Here is an 18,590-nt window from a genome sequence, read left to right on the forward strand (position 1 = left end):
ACTATCCTTGTTTTAACTTTTTAAAACCCGCTACAGTGTAAAATGAGCCAAAGACAATTACCACATCATCATCGGTAATTTTTAATTTTAAATTGGCCCAAGCGTCATTTAAGTTATGAAAACAATTGATATTTTGTTTAGAATCGAAGCATTCCGCAAGTTCTGAAGACTCTGCACCTCGACTGACATCAAGGCTGACTAAATTCCATTCAAAAAAGTCAGCTTGTAAGCATTGGATTACCGACTGAATATCTTTATCTTTTAACATTCCACATAATGCAAAAACTCGCTTACCTTCGAACTTTCTTAATTGTGTTTTCAAATACTGCGCAGATTGAGGATTATGAGCTACATCCAAATAAACCATTGGCTGTTGAGAAACCAATTCCATTCGACCAGGTAAACTTGCTTGCTCTATACCAGTTTTGATCACTCCATCGGTTAGTGTAGGGTCAAACATTAAGGCTGTTTGAATCGCTGTAACTGCATTTTGCAATGGAAGTTGTGGAGATGGGATGTTGTTGATAACTCGAAGTCCATTGAAGTTCCAACTGCTATTCTCATCAAATGAATTAAAATCAACCCCCACAAAACACGTACTCGCACCTATCTCTTTTAAACTTAGTTTCACAGCATGAGGCACTTCAGGCTCACCAATAATCGCTGGTCGGTCTTTGCGACAAACACCCACTTTCTCAATACCTACGGACTCTCTTGTATTACCTAAGTATTCTTGATGATCTAGACCGATTGACGTAAGAACGGCAATATTTGCATCAATCATATTTGTTGCATCTAAACGCCCACCTAATCCTACTTCAAGTAATACAATATCGACGGCTTGCTGTTTAAATACATACAATGCCGATAGTGTTGAATATTCAAAAAAAGTTAAGGTGATTTCTTTACGAGCTAACTCGATTTGCTTAAAAGCTTCAATTAACTGTTCATCAGTTGCGTTGGTATTATTAACTCTTACACGCTCATTGAATTTTAGTAGATGAGGAGAGCTATAAACCCCAACATGATAGTTTGCATTTAAGAAAATCTTCTCGAGAAACGCACACGTTGTACCTTTACCGTTTGTACCTGCCACCGTAATAACTTTGGTTTTACCTAAATCGAGAAGGTTAAGTCGTTTCGCAACCTCACGGACTCTATTCAGCCCCATGTCGATTTCAACTGGGTGCTGACTAATAAGGTAATCAATCCATTCTTCAAAATGCATTTTGTTTTCCATCATTAAAAATTAGTCTTCTAGAAAGAGAGGACCCATTGGTGGTTTCGGTAAATTGAACTCTTTAGGGTAAGTGACATCAACCAAGTATAATCCGGCCGCTTTCGCCGTGGGGGCCGCTTGATTCCTGTCTTTTAAACTCAACAATGTTTTCATCCACGTTAAAGGTTGTCTACCCATGCCGATTTCAAGTAACGACCCCACAATATTGCGTACCATGTGATGTAAAAAAGCATTTGCAGCAATATCAATAACAATAAATTTACTGTGTCGTGAAACTTTTACATGGTGAATGTTACGAAAGGGCGTATTAGATTGGCACTGTATCGCTCTAAAACTCGTAAAATCATGCTCGCCCAGTAAATCTTGCGCAGCTTGATGCATCAAAGTTTCATCGATATCACCATGATAATGACTCACACCATGACGATGAATTCCTGGTCGGAGATTATCATTATAGATGATGTATCGGTACCGTCTGGCAGTGGCCGAGAAACGAGCATGGAACCCATCATCAACTTCTGTCGCCCATCTCACCGCAATATCATTGGGCAAATTAGCGTTAATACCTAAAGTCCACGCTGTGATCGGACGCTCAGCTGTAGTTTCAAAATGAATCACTTGTCCAGTTGCATGAACTCCCGCATCCGTCCGACCTGCACATTGAATCTGAATAGGTTCATTAGCAATTTTTGATAACGTTTTTTCAAGCTGAGCTTGAACAGAGTCGACTTCTCTTTGACGTTGCCAACCGAAATAACGGTTTCCGTCATATTCTATGCCTAATGCAATACGCATAACTAACCTAACTAAAAAATTTTGCCGCATTTTATACGACTTCAAAGTATTAATTCAATTCAGCTGACATCATTTCACGCATTTTAAATTTTTGGATTTTTCCGGTGACCGTCATAGGGAACTCTTTAACCAGTTTGATATATTTAGGTACTTTAAAATGAGCAATCCTATTCATTAAAAAATGTTCCAATTCTGAATGTTCTAATTCAACATTTTGCTTTAACTTCACCCATACACAAATTTCTTCACCATAATAATCATCTTCAATGCCAAATACAGAAGCATCTTCTATGGCAGAATGTGCTAAACAGTGGTCTTCGACCTCTTTAGGATAAACATTTTCTCCTCCTTTAATGATCATATCTTTAATTCTCCCTACCACTTTTACATAACCTTCCTCGTCCATCACTCCTAAATCACCGGAGTGCAACCATCCATCTTTATCAATAGCTTCTGCTGTTTTCTCAGGTTCATTCCAATAGCCTTTCATCACACAATAACCCCTAGCACAGATTTCGCCTTTCTCGCCAATACTGCAAACTGCTCCGGCATCGTTAATGATTTTAATTTCTGTATGCTCTGCCGCTCGCCCTACCGTCGAAACTCTTTTGTTGAGTGGCGTGTCCGTCATTGTCAGATGGTTCAAAGGGCTACTCTCTGTTTGACCATACCCACCAAGTAACTCTGTCATATGCATTTTATCAACCGCACTTCTCATCAAGGACTCAGGACACGGCGCACCAGCCATCGCCCCTGTTCTCATACTCGTAAGGTCAAACTGAGAAAACTCATTTTGAGCTAGGATAGCCACAAACATTGTCGGCACACCATGCATCGCAGTACATCTCTCTTTGTCCAATGCTTCGAGTGTTTTTAATGGTTCAAAAGACTCACTTGGAAACACTGAACAAGCACCAACTGTCATACAAGCAAGGTTACCTGTTGTCATTCCAAAACAATGATAAAGAGGCACTGGAACACACAGCTTATCTTGGGAAGTAAAATTCATGCCTTTTGCTGTAACTAACGCATTGTTTAAAATATTATGGTGCGTCAGTGTTGCACCTTTTGGGTTTCCGGTAGTTCCTGAAGTAAATTGAATATTTATCGGATCATGACAGTTTAAAGTGCCCCCTAATTGTTGAAGAGAATGAACTTTATCGTCAGTTAAATCACCATATAAATGATTAAATGAGAGGAAGCCTCTATGTGTATCCACACCAATATTAATCAACCATTTAAGGTGCGGCAGTTTTTCAGAATTTAATTGCCCTAATTCACTTTCCTCAATTTCAGGCACCATACTCTTTAACATGGATATATAATTGATGGAATGAAAGTGCTCTGAACATATCAATGCTTTGCATTCTGCAAGATTTAACGCATATTCAAGTTCATACTCTCGATAGGCCGGATTTACACAGACCATAACTGCGCCAATGTAAGCAGTAGCATACTGAACTAACACCCATTCAATATTATTAGGCGACCATATGCCTATTCTGTCTCCAGGCCTAATACCAAGTTCCATTAATCCAAGTGCGACGGATTGTACTTTTTGTAAAAGTTGTTGATAGGTCCAATGGATATCCTGATGACGAACAATTACAGCAAGTTGGTTAGGATATGCTTGTACCATTCGGTCTAAATGATGGCCAATGGTATGTTCTAAAAGGGGAAAAGAAGTGGGACCAACAAGAAAGCTACTTTCTAAAAGCGCTTGATTACTTTGAGCTTGGGGCATATTAACTCCATAACGACAACCATTTCGTAAAGAGTAATCCTTTTTAACTTAACCAAAGCTGAAAATAAAAATCACCGAAGTGATTTACTCCATGTCCTCTGCAGTAATCAAGCTTTGATGTTTTCTCATTGACTCAAACTTTTTGTATTCCTTAGGGATCAAGTGTGAGAAGTACGAAGAGGTGTAATACAATACATTTGCAGGAACAACTCGGCATTTTAGATCTTTATGCTGCTTTAAAAAACCAGTGAAGTCATGATATTGAGGTAATAAAGCGAGCACTCCAATCAACACCCCCGTTACGATACTTATCCCTGTTCTTGTAGGGTACTTATACTTGCTTTCATAACTTATTTCAGCTTGAGAAATCAGGAAACTTGGAAATACACCCAATAAAAACATGTGGAGTAAGAATGGAACTTTTATTTCGTTTAGAAAACCATTGAACCCAGAGTTAGTAATATGCTGCATCAAACCACTGCCTATAACCGTACCATAATGACTCATAAAAAAACTGGTAGCAGCAGCAATAAAAATAATGCACACAGTTGCAGGTTTTTGTATTTTTTCAAAGCTAATTAAAGAAAGCGCTGCATAGAAGGTAGCTATCAAAGCTATAACAAATGCAAAAACAAAATAACCTCCCTCCAGACTCAATACATGCTCTTGTGTCAGTAAATAATGCCATAACAATGGGTTATAAAATGCTGCGAGACCTATAGCTACCAAAAGATTTAGCCTAGAAACAGAGACGCTGTATTTTAAATCTAAAAAATCAATCACTTGCCGTACAGCCGACGGCTTATAAACCAGCTTATTCTCAAGTGTGTGCATAATATGCTCGACAGAAAATGGGGAGTTATAAAAGTATAGGATATGGCTTATGAATCTAACGTGAACGCTAAATGGCGTCTTGTTAATGAATAGACTGTTAACACTAATCACCTTGTAACTTATTGTTGTAATTCAAGAAAATAAAGGTTAAAAATAATAATAATTCGAAACGTTAATCAATTAACCACTAGAAGTTAATAAAGGAGCGCTATGGACTGGCCAAACTTTCACCTTTTCTGTCGATATATGTCAATCAAGAGACAAAAACAGGTTACTTGGGAAGATGCAAAATCTGATTTTTTTGACCGTTATAAGCCTAATACAGAAGCCAACAAAGTTTCAGATAGTATTCTTCAAAAAGTCTCAAACCTAGAACACACTGTTCAAATAAAAGCTCTAGAAACCTACGGAACACTAAGTTTTCAATCTAAACTGTCAAATACGATTAAGTCCAAAGAAAAAGTTCATTATCATTTAAGTCTGTATTTTATTTTCATGATGATTTGTATAGGTAGTAATACATTCATAGTCCCCCAATTCAAAGAGATTTATTATGTTTCTGGGGTTGAACCTCCCGTCACGCTTTTTTTTCAGTATTGGCTATTTTTTGTAGTCGCTCTATCTATTGCTGCCTTGTGGAGTACTATCAGCTTTTGGCGCTGCAATAAGCTTCACCGTCAACTCATGAACGCAAATCCAAACTGGTTTGATGCCTTATTAATATCTAAAACCTCACTCAAAGCCTTAAATGAACTTAATCAATTATTGCTGATGCCACTAGACATAAAGGAACACACTTTTACAAAAAAACTGTTCGAGGATGGACTTAACCCGAGCACTGAACTGCAAATTCAAATTAATAACAAACTTGAAGATTTGAACTCACACCTTGTTAAACGGCACAACTTCATCCATCGAGTTTTTGTCTCAGTATTAATTTTTTGTATTGCGGCAATGATTCATGGCCTTTACGAACCAATTTTTAGGATGGAAACCATAGTTGGATAGGATATGAAAAAATAAATGGATTTACACTAATTGAATTAATGATTGTGGTTGCCATTATTGGCATTCTTGCTTCTGTGTCGATGCCTAGGTATCAAGATTACTTGCAAAAAGCTCATATGGTTGAGCCTATTCAGTATGCTTCTAACATAAAGAAATCGCTAGAGGAGTATTATCTCTACCACCTAGCTTTCCCATTAAATAATGAGATGGCATCATTGCCTGCGCCAGACAAGTTAATCAGTAATAAAATAACAAAAGTTGAAGTCATGAATGGGGCATTTCATATCCACCTTGGAAATAAAATGCCAAAACCACTACAAAACAAAATCGTAAGCTTCAGACCTGCTGTTGTTATTGGTAGCCCATCGAGTCCGATATCTTGGTTATGTGGTAACTCAAAACCTGTCAATGGAATGGAAGCGATTGGTGAGAATAAAACGAATGTCGACGCTAACTTTCTGCCAATGGAATGTAGTCAATAATAAAGAATGCGTACCTTGACGTTAATTAAGGTACGCAAATCCACATTACTGCAAAATCAAATAACACACTACCGAGATAACAATTGCCATCATCAAACTCAAGGAAGCACCTTCTTTCACCATCTGCTGAATTTCAATTTTGCCTGTACCATAAACAATGGCATTGGGCGCCGTTGCAACGGGTAACATATAAGCACAGCTCGCTACCATCGCCGCAGGGATCATCAATACTTCTGGTTTAACACCTACACCAACTGCCGCAACAGCAAGTATTGGCATTAGGAGTGTTGCCGTTGCAGTATTACTGGTAATTTCAGTCAGATAAACCACAACCAAGCAAATAAGCGTCATCAAAGCAAGTAATGGAATATTGTCTTTCGCAGACAACCAATCGCCCAACATTTCGCTTAATCCAGATGCAGACATACCTTTCGCTAAAGCAATACCACCAGCAAATAACAACAACATGCCCCAAGGGATTTCTTTCGCTGTATCCCAGTCGAGTACTCGACCGCCTTTGCCATTCGGCGTAATAAACATCGCTACCACAGCAGTCAGTGCAACTGTGCTATCACCTGCTAAGTCAATTTGGAATAGTTCAGACCAGCCACCAAATGGGGCATGACGCGTTACCCAAGCCAAAATAGTCACAGCAAAAATCAGGATGGTTCTTTTTTCTTCACTGCGCCACATTCCCTGTTCGGGAAGTTCAACTTTGGCATTAAGAGTCACATTTCGAGTTAACCAGAGCGCCATTAACGGAATTGCGATAACAACGATTGGCACCCCTACTTTCATCCATTCTACGAATTCAAATGTTTGGCCTGTATATTGCTCATAAATGCCCATAAAAATCACATTTGGTGGGGTACCAATTGGTGTTGCAATCCCTCCTGTGCTTGCGGCATAAGCAATACCTAAAATGAGTGCAACAGAAAGTTTAGGGTTATCGATACGACTTAAAATAGCTAGAGCAATTGGCAGCATTATCAGTGTTGCGGCTGTGTTTGAAATCCACATACTGAGAAATGCTGTTGCGAGCATAAAGCCAAACACAAGCCTCTTAGCACTGGATACACCGACAAAATTCACCATATAAACAGCAAGCCGTTGATGTGCACCGCTTTTTTCTAGCGCCTTTGAAAGCATAAATGCCGCCATTAACAGCAAAATAACATGACTTCCAAATGATGAAGCTACCGTCTTATGATCGACAATGCTAAAAAGAGGAAGTAGTGCAAAAGGCACGAGCGAGGTTGCTGGGATTGGCAGAGCTTCGGTAACCCACCAAATAACGGTTAACACTGTAATGCCTGCGGTGGCGGCTGGAGCGAAATCCATTCCTCCAAGGGTAAGAAGCCAATAAAAGGCCCACGCTAATGCTGGGCCGATGACAAGAAAATGGGAACGGGTCAGTTTCATAATTGTTATTATTTATCGTTAATTATGAACTAAGGTTATCTGACGTGTTAACGACCGTCAATCATACGCCCGATACTTCCGAGTACTGAGCCTTCACCTTTATCACTTCCACCCGATGAAGGTGCACTTGCAATGATTCTATCTGCCATACGTGAGAACGGTAAACTCTGTAACCAAACACTACCGTGTCCCGATAAGGTTGCTAAAAATAGACCTTCACCACCAAAGAGCATTGATTTCATTGAGCCTGATTTTTGAATGTCATAATCAATACCAGAAGTAAAAGCGGCAATACAGCCTGTATCCACTCTCAGTGTTTCACCATTTAGCTCTTTACGAATCAAAGTACCACCAGCATGAATAAATGCCATACCGTCACCTTGGAGATTCTGCAGAATGAAACCTTCACCACCAAAAAAACCTGCACCTAAACGTCGGTTAAAGCTCGTACTGACTTGGGTACCTAGAGCTGCAGCTAAAAAGCTATCTTTCTGGCAGATTAGTTCGCCGCCAACTTCAGCTAGATCAATTGCAAGGATAGTTCCAGGGTAAGGCGCTGCAAAAGCGACCCTGCGCTTTTCATAGCCTTGGTTAGTAAAGTGAGTCATAAAGACGCTTTCGCCAGAAAGCACTCGTTTGCCAGCTCTGAACACTTTGCCAAAGAATCCGCTATCTGGATTAGATCCATCGCCCATTTTAGCTTCAAAGTTAATATCTTGTTCCATATAAGTCATGGCGCCAGCTTCGGCAACAACTGTCTCTTGTGGGTCAAGTTCAACCTCAACCAGCTGCATATCATGACCTTTGATTTCGTAATCGACTTCGTGACAACGGCGCATTTTTATCCCCTTAAAAAATCCGTTTCTATTTAAGTGGATTTACCCTACATTAAACGATGTTTTTTTCAACAGAAAACTTGTTTCTGAGTTTTACAATTGGAATTCATCAAGAATGAGCTGAGTAAACAATTGCCCTGCTCGACCAAGTGGCCTACTTTGTGTCGATACCAATTGTGGTGTAAAGATATAACGACTGCCACCAACAAAATCGACTTCGACTAATTCACCACTCTCTAATTTATCTTTTGCTAAAAAATCCGGCAACCAACCAAAACCTAAATCTTTAAGAAGTGCTTCACGCTTCATAATAAAGCCTGAAAGGTAAAACACTTTATCTCCTTGAAACTGCATTTCATCTCGATGGTTATTAGACGGAGCTGAATCTTCGATGGTAAGTTCTACGTGCTGCTGTAACTCTAACAGTGATACTTGGCTTTTATTGGCAAGCTCATGATTTTTGGATGTCACTAGAATATTGGTAATTTCAGGCAATGGAATGGGGTTAAGCTCTGGCCCTGTGCGGTAATCCTTAACCAGCATTAAATCAGCTTTATCGGTTTCGAAACGATGTTGCACTCCACCGAGGAATTCTACATTTAACTGTATCTTAGTTGGAATATCATGATCTGCTAGCTTTTTGAGCGCCCTCATAATCGGTGGCATAGGTAAAGCACCATCGATGACGAGCTCTAGCCGTGGTTCCCATTCTTGACTAAATCGATTTGCCAAACGTTCAATGTTCGATAACTGTTCGATTAAACGTTGTCCTTCTTTTAAAATTACTTCACCTTGAGGGGTCAACTGTGCACGATATTGCTCGCGGCTGAACAGCTCGACTCCAAGATGTTGCTCTAACTTTTTTATTTGATAGCTCACGGCTGACTGTGCTTTGTGCAATCTGTCTGCTGCCTTTGCAAAGCTGCCTTCTTCAACAAGAACTTGCATTACTTTAAAAGCTTCAATGTCAATTTTCATAGCGCCCTTACAAACCATCTATTTTTTAGATTGAGTCAAGCTAATTATTATTCTTTTTTTTGTTTGAATATGCAATTAAATTGCTAAGTAGATCACATTTTTGAGTGAGGACTTACAGATGCCATTTTATGTAAAACAAGGCCAAGTACCGCATAAGCGACATATCACCTTCGAAAAAGAAAATGGTGAACTGTATCGTGAAGAGTTATTTTCAACTCACGGCTTTTCAAATATCTATTCTAATAAATATCATCACAATATGCCGACAAAGGCATTATCCGTTAACCCATATCATGTTGATCATGGTTTAGGTTGGGAAGACTCGCTGATCCAAAACTATAAACTTGATTCTAAAGACGTGGATAAAAGTGGTAATTTCTTCAACGCAAGAAACAAGATTTTTTTCAACTCTGACGTTGCAATGTATACCGCTAAGGTTACAGAAGATACTGCTGAGTTTTACCGTAACGCTTATTGCGATGAAATTGTATTTGTTCACGAAGGTGAAGGTACTCTTTATAGTGAATACGGGACCTTAGCCGTTAAAAAGTGGGATTACCTTGTTATTCCTCGTGGTACCACCTATCAGTTAAAATTCGATGACTATGAAAATGTACGTTTATTTGTCATTGAATCTTCATCAATGGTTGAAATACCAAAGCATTTTCGTAATGAATATGGGCAACTTCTTGAATCTGCACCTTATTGTGAACGTGATTTACGAACACCTGAGCTGCAAGATGCTGTTGTTGAGAAAGGCAATTTTTCTCTCGTTTGTAAATTTGGTGAGAAGTATCAAGTAACCACACTCGAATGGCATCCGTTTGATCTTGTTGGCTGGGATGGCTTTGTTTACCCATGGGCATTTAACATTACTGAATATGCACCTAAAGTCGGAAAAATTCATTTACCACCTTCAGATCACTTAGTATTTACTGCACATAATTTTGTTGTTTGTAACTTCGTACCTCGTTTGTACGATTTCCATGAGAAATCGATTCCAGCGCCTTATTATCATAATAATATCGATAGCGATGAAGTGCTTTACTACGTGGACGGTGATTTTATGAGTCGAACAGGTATCGGTCCTGGCTATCTAACATTACATCAAAAAGGTGTACCACACGGGCCTCAACCAGGCAAAACTGAAGCCTCTTTAGGTAAAAAAGAAACTTACGAATATGCAGTAATGGTCGATACCTTCGCACCATTACATTTAACTGAACATGTACAACGATGCATGAGCAAAGATTACAACCGTTCTTGGATAGAAGATTAGAACCAAAAAGTTATCTAAGACGTACCACATACTAAATTGAGGACAAAACTATGGCTAGCGAACAAAATCCACTTGGATTAATGGGCATTGAGTTTACTGAATACGCAACACCTGATACAGATTTCATGCATCAAGTATTTAAAGATTTCGGTTTCTCTATGCTTAAAAAACATAAAGAAAAAGACATTCTTTACTATAAACAAAACAACATCCATTTTTTACTCAATAAAGAGAAAAAAGGATTTTCAGCTGAATTTGCTAAATCACATGGACCTGCAATTACATCTATGGGTTGGCGAGTAGAAAATGCTGACTTTGCATTTAAATCTGCTGTAGAACGTGGTGCAAAAGCTGCGGATGACTCAGTTAAAGATTTAGATTATCCAGCGATCTATGGTATCGGTGATAGCTTAATCTACTTTATTGATGTTTTCGGTGAAGAAAACAACATCTATAACAACGATTTTGTTGACCTAGAGAGTCCTGAGCTTATTCAAGAAAAAGGCTTTATGGAAGTCGATCATTTAACCAATAATGTTTATAAAGGCACAATGCAACATTGGGCTGATTTTTATAAAGATATATTTGGTTTCACCGAAGTTCGCTATTTCGACATCAACGGTGCTCAAACAGGGTTAACTTCATTTGCACTTCGCTCTCCTGACGGTAGCTTCTGCATCCCGATCAATGAAGGTAAAAATGATGATAAAAACCAAATCGATGAATATTTGAAAGAGTATGACGGCCCAGGCGTACAGCACTTAGCGTTCACCAGTCGTGACATCGTAGCATCTCTTGATGCGATGGAAGGCTCTTCAATCAAAACGCTAGATATCATCCCAGAGTACTACGACACTATTTTCGATAAGCTTCCACAAATCACGGAGGATCGTGATCGTATAAAACATCATCAAATTCTGTGTGATGGTGACGAAAACGGATACCTTCTACAGATTTTCACTAAAAATCTATTTGGCCCAATCTTTATCGAAATTATTCAACGTAAGAACAACTTAGGATTTGGTGAGGGCAACTTTACTGCTCTGTTCGAATCTATCGAGCGCGATCAAATGCGTCGTGGTGTGCTTTAATTTCAATTGTTTAGCAGAGCCTTGTGCTCTGCTATCTTTTCATCATATCAATCAAATCTGTTGTTAGTGGCCTTCTAATTGGATCTCTAAGAAATAACAACACTTCTTTTTGACAGCTTGATTTTATATTTTCTTTAACCCATTCAATAAAATACTTTTTGTTAGAATCTATCATTAATGAATTGCCAAAATTGCTTTGGTTAAGGTCAGCGTTAATAGACCTTGCAATTGCTGGTGACATGGATTCACACATCATCACCATTACCGCATATCTTTGTAGCACCAGAGCACGTTTTAATCTTTCTTCATTATCCTTTGCTTGCATTACCCACTCTTGCAAACCTTTTGGGGCTAAATGTTCGTCTTCCATTTTATTTTCATAATCCCCAAACTCATTTCCAACTAAGTATTTCCAACCTGTAAACCTTATTGGCCCACCATCTTTAGCACACAAAAGATTATGATTAGAAATATTTTTGAAGTGATAACCTCTCTGGTGGACATCTTTTACCAATCTTAAAAATGGGGCTACTTGCGCTCTTTCTAATTTATGATCTGAACGACAATAGAATTTTTTAACGTCCCGACCACCATACTCGGATATAACTTTATCCTTATCAACGATCCACGATCTACAAATACATTCTTTGTGTTCTTTAACAACATCCAGCCTTTTCTCCATTTGTTTTTTATCTTCAGTACTGTACTCCCCTCTTGATTTCCTTAATGATACGAACTCATTATTTTTTCTAACTATACGCTCTTCTTTTCCAATCATAGAGTACGTAGGTGTTTCAGCAGGTTCATAAACCACAAACTGGGCTACTGGTTCAGGAGAAGAATCTTCACTTTCGACAGAATCAGGTTCCAGTGAAGGGCTAAGTTCATAATACGTCTTACCACCCAGTCCAATTGCTCTACACCCAACACTGGTCATATGAGCAGGTGCTCTTTTTAAATCTTGTTCAAAAGATTCACATGTTGATGGGTGATACCAATACTCATTCTCTTTATGTTCACTCTTATATAAGTGAACAGCTACTCTTCGACTTTGTGTATCAGCGTCCCAAGCTGCATGTTCTTCTCTATTATCATGGGGGAATGCCATTGAGTAGTCTGGAACAACTTCATCAGTAACAATTCTTATATGACCTTCATTAACATTATCTTTCTCATATTTCCATGCAATGGCCATTGAACCACTTCGCTCTCTTCTTGCTGAAGGTTTCTCAACAACTATTTCATTTTCTTCCCCTTCTGAGGGCTCTAAAGGTTCGATATCTAATTCTTCATCTAGTTCTGCTAAGAACAATTCTTCCTCATTCGAGAGAATTGCGCATTGATTGAAACCTTCAGTGGCTTTCTGTGTCCCCTCATGTTTGTGTTCTTCAATTTCATCTTGAACAACGTGAATACCGTTAGGATTGTTATCAGACGCTCCTACTGAGGCAATACCTGTTTCACTAGGTGTAGTATGCTTGAAACTACCATAATCTATAGAAGTTCCACCCTTCAGGAAGCTTTCTTCAGTGATATTTTTAGGGCATCTTTTTAAAAGATAATTATCTTGGAGGAACTCCTCTTCGTTTAGAACATCCTTAATACGTGAACTGGTAGTACCTAATGGCCCACGACGTAAAAATGAAAAGAGACAATAAAAAAAGCCAGCTTTTGAATCATTCTGCTCCTGAACATCTTCTATTTGGTTGCCTAGTGCCCCTTTTCCAATGGTCACATCAAAGTGCCTGTTATTAATGGTTAGTTTATATAGGTTTTGAGTTGTTTCACTTACTGAGACAGATTGCTGTCTCAAACCTTCTCTAATGGCACCTTTAAAAATTGGCATAGTCATAAGTAATGCCTCAAGCATCTTTTAGTTTCTTTAAAATTACAGTCAAAACCACTTATAAATTGAGTGTTTCCTCAAAGATTCACGAAGATTAATTTCTAGGAAATAAAAAAGCCGAGCAAATTCAGCTCGGCTTCAATTATGTAAAAATAGCTTTTAATCATTGTCATGAAAATGATGTTCAGACATTAAATGCCCTAAAACAGTAGACTTAGTTTTAAGGTAATGTTCATTATATCGGTTCTTACCCACTTGCAGTGGCACTCGTTCGGCGACTTCGACACCAAAGCGTTGCAGTGCGTTCACCTTACGTGGGTTGTTCGTCATCAATTTGACTTGGTTTATACCTATTTTTTCAAGCATGGGTACAATCATGTCATAGCGGCGCAGGTCAGCAGCAAAACCAAGCTTTTCATTGGCTTCAACGGTGTTAGCACCTTGATCTTGAAGCTCATAAGCGCGAATTTTATTGATCAAACCAATACCACGACCTTCTTGACGAAGGTAAAGAATAAACCCTTGGCCAGCCTCTGCAATATGCTGCATTGCTGTTTGTAATTGAAAGCCGCAATCACACCTTAAACTGAATAAAGCATCACCAGTTAAGCATTCTGAGTGAACTCGGCCTAAAACCGCTTCGCCTTTTGACCATTCACCTATGGTTAAAGCAACATGCTCTTTACCTGTTTCCGTATCTTCAAATCCATGCATAGTAAACACTCCATAAGGAGTAGGTAATTTTGAAGATGCAACATATTTTACCGACATGAAAAAACCTTAAAAAAACTCAAATTGAAAGGTTAAAAACCATTTCTTTATTTTAATTATATCGTTTATTTTGCCTTTAAAACTCTTTAGGCGCATAACCCGTCATTTGTGTTAAACCCATTTCACGGCCTAACGCTGTCATTGGATGAACAACAACAAGCCCTTTAACCGACTTTTTTAGCTTCCCTAAGTCAGCCTGTTCTTGTTTCGTTAAGGTACGATTAAAGGCTAGCGAAGTAATCTTTGAGCCTTCTTTGCTTAACTGACGAGAACTCTGAGATTTTACTGAATTGATTCGTTTAGTAACGGCTGCAATTTCTTTTTTAAATTGCATGGCAACGGCTTCGTCACCTCGCCCTTCTGCTGCAGATAATTTACGACGAAACTTATCTAATTTGTTGTTAAGATCTTGCAGCTCTTGTTTTAAATTCATTTTGCGACCTTGGCATCTGATTTAGATCAAATGCAGAAATGATTTTTTGAAAGTGCGAATATTATAGCAGTAACTCGATGAAACAAGTTACTGCTTTGTGTGGAAGATTTAAGAGTATGAGTTCAATGTATGGATAATTTGATTACTGCTGCCTCTAAACCGTAAACTGGGATCAGCCAGTTCATTTTCAAATTTTCCATCAACAACGACATCTAACATGCTAATAACTTCTTGCTGCTCAAGCGTTAGCGCATTCAAGGTGTAACCTGTCCACAACCAGATGTCTTTATCCGGGCATTCTTTTTTCACTCTTTTAACTAGCGCTTTAATTGCAGGTAAATTAGACGGCAACAGTGGATCGCCGCCACTTAAACTTAACCCTCTTCGTTTTATACGTTCATCTTTGAGATCATCAATAATTTTCTGTTGTATTTTAGCATCAAATACATGACCCGAATCGGGATTCCATGTAGATTGGTTATAGCAACCACGGCATTGATGAATACAACCAGAAACAAACAGAGTAGCTCTTGTCCCTGGTCCATTAATCACATCTACAGGATAGTAGGCGTTATAATTCATAGATGTTTGACTCTTCGCTTAACTTCTTCTTGTTTACCAAAATTAAACGGTCTTGCATCTGGACTGCCCAAATAACCACACACTCTTCGGGTTACCGATACTCTGCTCGGATCATGATTTCCACATTTAGGGCAAGTAAAGCCTTTACTGGTACATTCAAATTCACCTAAAAAGCCACATTCATAGCACTCGTCGATGGGAGTGTTCGTCCCATAATAAGGGACTCGGTTATAGCTGTAATCCCAAACATTCTCTAACGCTTCAATGTTATGCTGCATATTTGGGTATTCGCCATAGCAAATAAAACCACCATTTGCGATGAGAGGGTAAGGCTGTTCAAAATCAATTTTATCGTATGGGTTTACTTTCTTTTCAACATCTAAATGAAAACTGTTGGTGTAATACCCTTTATCGGTCACACCTTTTACAATACCAAATTCTTTTACATCAATATGATGAAAACGACTGCAAAGGTTTTCACTCGGCGTACTGTATAAGCTAAAGCCATAACCTGTTTCTTGCTTCCATTGATCAACAGCAGTTTTTAAATATTCAACAATGGCGATGGCTTTTTCACGTAACATTTCACTGTCATAAATATGCTCATCAGTGCCATACAGTGCATTGATGGCTTCATGTAAACCGATATAACCTAGTGAAATGGATGCTCGCCCGTTTTTGAAGATCTCAGTAATATCATCATCTGCATGAAGCCTAACGCCACATGCCCCTTCCATATATAAAATCGGAGCAACTTTGGCTTTAACACCTTTTAATCGGTCAATTCGAGTATCTAATGCTAATCGGGCCACATTTAAGCGCTCATCCAATAAACGATAAAACTCAGCTTCATTATTACCAGATTCTAAGGCAACCCGAGGTAAATTTAAGCTCACAACACCTAGATTATTTCGCCCCTCATGTTGCAGTTGACCATCTTGCTCATAAGCACTTAAGAAGCTACGGCACCCCATTGGCGTCTTGAAAGAGCCTGTAACTTCAACAACTTTGTCGTAGTTAAGAATATCTGGGTACATGCGCTGACTAGCACATTTCAATGCCATTTTCTTAATGTCATAGTTGATATCTGTCGGCTTGTGATTAACACCGTCACGAATCGCAAATACTAACTTAGGGAATACCGCTGTTTTTCGGTTCTTACCTAAACCAGCAATCCTTACCTTCATGATTGATTGCTGAATTAATCGTGATTCCCAACTGGTACCAAGGCCAAAACCAAAGGTGACAAATGGCGTTTGCCCATTAGCGGTATGCAATGTATTTACTTCGTATTCAAGCGACTGAAATGCATCGTGACATTCTTTTTCTGTTTGTGCTTTTGCATAAGCTTCAACATCAGCGATACTCCAATCTCCTGCTATATCTAAGTGCTTCTCATAACTCTTAGTTACAAACTGAGCTAGTACTTCATCGATTCGATTAATCGTAGTACCACCATATATATGACTGGCTACCTGAGCAATAATTTGAGCAGTTACAGCGGTTGCGGTTGAAATTGACTTCGGCGTTTCAATTTCTGCATTACCCATTTTAAAACCATGAGTCATCATGCCTTCCAGATCAATCAACATACAGTTAAACATTGGAAAAAACGGTGCATAATCTAAATCATGATAATGTAACTCACCTGCTTCGTGCGCTTTCACCACAGATTTAGGCAGCATATGCGTTTTAGCATAATGTTTAGCCACAATACCTGCTAACAAATCACGCTGTGTTGGAATAACTTTGGCATCTTTATTAGCGTTTTCATTTAGTAAAGCAGCATTACTTTGTTCTATGAGTCCACGGATTTCTATATTCAAGCTGCTACTCGTTTCTCGAGCAACATCTCTGTCATGTCTATATTCAATATAATGACGAGCAACAGATTTGTAATTTCCCGCCATCAATTCATTTTCTACAAGATCTTGCAACTGTTGAATTTCGATTTCGTGCTGCTGCGCAACCTTTTGAGTTACCGCATTTGCAACGGTTTGCGCATATTCGCTATCATTCACATCTGCAGCTAGAGCTGCTGCTTCGACAGCTAAGAAAATCCGTTTTGCATCAAATTCCGTTTTGATACCATCCCTCTTAATAACTACTGGCATGCCATTCTCCAATTAACAACACTTGTGACAATGAATTGTTCAAACCACAACATATAGTGGCTAAGTTAATCTTATTATACTATCTGTAGGAATTTAGGCAGGCAGTGACTTCAATAATCATGATCAAGATCATGATAAAAAAATCTTTTCTTTTATTAAATTTGATTGCTTTTTTATATCTATAATTAAATTAAATAGGTATGGAGAAAACCCATTGAACAAAATTCCGAAAAGTTATCTACCATCAGCTTACTCAACTGATAGTAACAATTCATCAGTGGATAGCATCGATACGAGTAAACTTAAATCACAGCTCGATTGTATTGATCCTGAAATAGTCGAGTTAACATGGGAATTTTTATCTATCCATTTTCAACTCGAAAACATCGAAAAAGCAAAAGAGGTTTATTTAGCACTATGCAGTTATTTAACTGAAGATCGAAAAAAAGAATCATTATTCTTACAACTAAAAGAATTAGCATTACCAGCAAGCCAACCCCAATTCATCAGCTATTCTTCACTCAAAGGTAATTGTGAAGAAATAGTAATGATGGCTCCTCATTGTTCCCTTAAGTCATTTGTCATATCACCTTCTCTAACTGAATTAGATGCTCAATTGAATCTCCAAATAAAAGTTGCCACAGATACAAAAGATAAATTTGAGAAAGATTTGTATAGAGATAGTTTTAGCGACAGCTATACATTTAACGGAGAAAAAGTCACTCTTGAAAATTTCACAAAATTTAAAGTTGCTTGTGGGAATAACTTAAAAGCTATAATGGCACTTGCCAAACAAGGAGTCGATGCAGATGTCTATGAAGTTATCAAAGGCTTACCATCAGGTGCGCCCAAACCTCTTGCTTTGTCACAAGTTGAGAGAAGCTATTCTGTTTTACTCGAAGATAATGAGTTAACTCTTACCTTCAAAATGTATACCGATATTGCCTTCAATCAGGAAAAAACTCTGCTAAGTAGTGTCATGGCCTATGAATCAGAAGGCTTGGCAAAGTCAGTAGATATTATTGTCTCAGTACAAATACTTGAAGGCATAGCAAAAACTACTGAAGCTAGAGTTAAAACAGGTGATCGAGTTGTCTGTCAAACCACTCCATTTGTAAATTATCCAGCATAATTA

The 18,590-nt window shown here is 38.5% G+C and carries 17 protein-coding genes; 5 read left to right on the top strand and 12 right to left on the bottom strand.

From position 1 onward, the window contains the following. Nucleotide 1: 1 nt before the first annotated feature. From folC to AC1EU2_RS14395, 4 genes are all read right to left on the bottom strand, one after another. Nucleotides 2–1,228, bottom strand: coding sequence for a bifunctional tetrahydrofolate synthase/dihydrofolate synthase (gene folC, locus AC1EU2_RS14380; protein WP_480298964.1), 1,227 nt, complete (start codon nucleotides 1,226–1,228; stop codon nucleotides 2–4). A gap of 21 nt (nucleotides 1,229–1,249) precedes the next feature. Beyond that, nucleotides 1,250–2,035, bottom strand: a complete 786-nt coding sequence (truA, locus tag AC1EU2_RS14385; RefSeq protein ID WP_480298965.1) for a tRNA pseudouridine(38-40) synthase TruA — start codon at nucleotides 2,033–2,035, stop codon at nucleotides 1,250–1,252. A 49-nt stretch (nucleotides 2,036–2,084) separates the two neighbouring features. Further along, nucleotides 2,085–3,779, bottom strand: coding sequence for an AMP-binding protein (locus AC1EU2_RS14390; protein WP_480298966.1), 1,695 nt, complete (start codon nucleotides 3,777–3,779; stop codon nucleotides 2,085–2,087). A gap of 84 nt (nucleotides 3,780–3,863) precedes the next feature. After that, nucleotides 3,864–4,562 (bottom strand): phosphoethanolamine transferase domain-containing protein, encoded by a 699-nt coding sequence (locus tag AC1EU2_RS14395; protein WP_480298967.1) that lies wholly within the window; start codon nucleotides 4,560–4,562, stop codon nucleotides 3,864–3,866. A gap of 261 nt (nucleotides 4,563–4,823) precedes the next feature. Here AC1EU2_RS14395 and AC1EU2_RS14400 point away from each other — a divergent pair, with 261 nt between their 5' ends. Further along, nucleotides 4,824–5,621 carry a hypothetical protein gene (locus tag AC1EU2_RS14400; RefSeq protein WP_480298968.1) on the top strand — a complete coding sequence of 266 codons (798 nt, stop codon included), beginning with the start codon at nucleotides 4,824–4,826 and terminating at the stop codon, nucleotides 5,619–5,621. Between the two features lie 38 nt (nucleotides 5,622–5,659). Next, nucleotides 5,660–6,103, top strand: coding sequence for a pilin (locus AC1EU2_RS14405; protein ID WP_480298969.1), 444 nt, complete (start codon nucleotides 5,660–5,662; stop codon nucleotides 6,101–6,103). Nucleotides 6,104–6,148: 45 nt separating this feature from the next. Here AC1EU2_RS14405 and AC1EU2_RS14410 read toward each other — a convergent pair whose 3' ends face one another. The 3 genes from AC1EU2_RS14410 to AC1EU2_RS14420 form a co-directional block, all read right to left on the bottom strand. Further along, entirely contained in the window at nucleotides 6,149–7,525 is a 1,377-nt protein-coding gene (locus AC1EU2_RS14410) for an SLC13 family permease (RefSeq protein ID WP_480298970.1), read from the bottom strand. Nucleotides 7,526–7,572: 47 nt separating this feature from the next. Continuing rightward, nucleotides 7,573–8,364: a TIGR00266 family protein gene (locus AC1EU2_RS14415; protein ID WP_480298971.1), complete on the bottom strand. Its 792-nt coding sequence runs from the start codon at nucleotides 8,362–8,364 to the stop codon at nucleotides 7,573–7,575. Nucleotides 8,365–8,454: 90 nt separating this feature from the next. Beyond that, nucleotides 8,455–9,339 (bottom strand): LysR family transcriptional regulator, encoded by an 885-nt coding sequence (locus AC1EU2_RS14420; RefSeq protein WP_480298972.1) that lies wholly within the window; start codon nucleotides 9,337–9,339, stop codon nucleotides 8,455–8,457. 118 nt (nucleotides 9,340–9,457) lie between these two features. Here AC1EU2_RS14420 and AC1EU2_RS14425 point away from each other — a divergent pair, with 118 nt between their 5' ends. After that, nucleotides 9,458–10,618, top strand: a complete 1,161-nt coding sequence (locus AC1EU2_RS14425; RefSeq protein ID WP_480298973.1) for a homogentisate 1,2-dioxygenase — start codon at nucleotides 9,458–9,460, stop codon at nucleotides 10,616–10,618. Nucleotides 10,619–10,668: 50 nt separating this feature from the next. Further along, complete coding sequence (gene hppD, locus AC1EU2_RS14430) at nucleotides 10,669–11,709, top strand: 4-hydroxyphenylpyruvate dioxygenase (RefSeq protein WP_480298974.1); 1,041 nt, start codon at nucleotides 10,669–10,671, stop codon at nucleotides 11,707–11,709. Between the two features lie 31 nt (nucleotides 11,710–11,740). Here the strand turns inward: hppD and AC1EU2_RS14435 are convergent, their stop codons facing one another. From AC1EU2_RS14435 to nrdD, 5 genes are all read right to left on the bottom strand, one after another. Continuing rightward, nucleotides 11,741–13,579, bottom strand: a complete 1,839-nt coding sequence (locus AC1EU2_RS14435) for a hypothetical protein (RefSeq protein ID WP_480298975.1) — start codon at nucleotides 13,577–13,579, stop codon at nucleotides 11,741–11,743. Nucleotides 13,580–13,714: 135 nt separating this feature from the next. Continuing rightward, on the bottom strand, nucleotides 13,715–14,326 hold the full coding sequence (gene ribA / locus AC1EU2_RS14440) for a GTP cyclohydrolase II (RefSeq protein ID WP_480298976.1): 612 nt from the start codon (nucleotides 14,324–14,326) through the stop codon (nucleotides 13,715–13,717). Between the two features lie 76 nt (nucleotides 14,327–14,402). Beyond that, on the bottom strand, nucleotides 14,403–14,759 hold the full coding sequence (locus tag AC1EU2_RS14445) for a YibL family ribosome-associated protein (RefSeq protein WP_480298977.1): 357 nt from the start codon (nucleotides 14,757–14,759) through the stop codon (nucleotides 14,403–14,405). 108 nt (nucleotides 14,760–14,867) lie between these two features. Then, nucleotides 14,868–15,341, bottom strand: coding sequence for an anaerobic ribonucleoside-triphosphate reductase-activating protein (gene nrdG, locus AC1EU2_RS14450; protein ID WP_480298978.1), 474 nt, complete (start codon nucleotides 15,339–15,341; stop codon nucleotides 14,868–14,870). Further along, the gene (nrdD, locus tag AC1EU2_RS14455; protein ID WP_480298979.1) at nucleotides 15,338–17,455 is read right to left on the bottom strand and encodes an anaerobic ribonucleoside-triphosphate reductase; all 2,118 of its coding nucleotides are present in this window, start codon (nucleotides 17,453–17,455) and stop codon (nucleotides 15,338–15,340) included. The genes nrdG and nrdD overlap by 4 nt, the downstream gene beginning before the upstream one ends. Before the next feature lie 214 nt (nucleotides 17,456–17,669). Here nrdD and AC1EU2_RS14460 point away from each other — a divergent pair, with 214 nt between their 5' ends. Next, nucleotides 17,670–18,587 (top strand): hypothetical protein, encoded by a 918-nt coding sequence (locus AC1EU2_RS14460; protein WP_480298980.1) that lies wholly within the window; start codon nucleotides 17,670–17,672, stop codon nucleotides 18,585–18,587. Nucleotides 18,588–18,590: the final 3 nt, after the last annotated feature.

Source organism: Parashewanella sp. 2304DJ23-3, assembly GCF_056591695.1.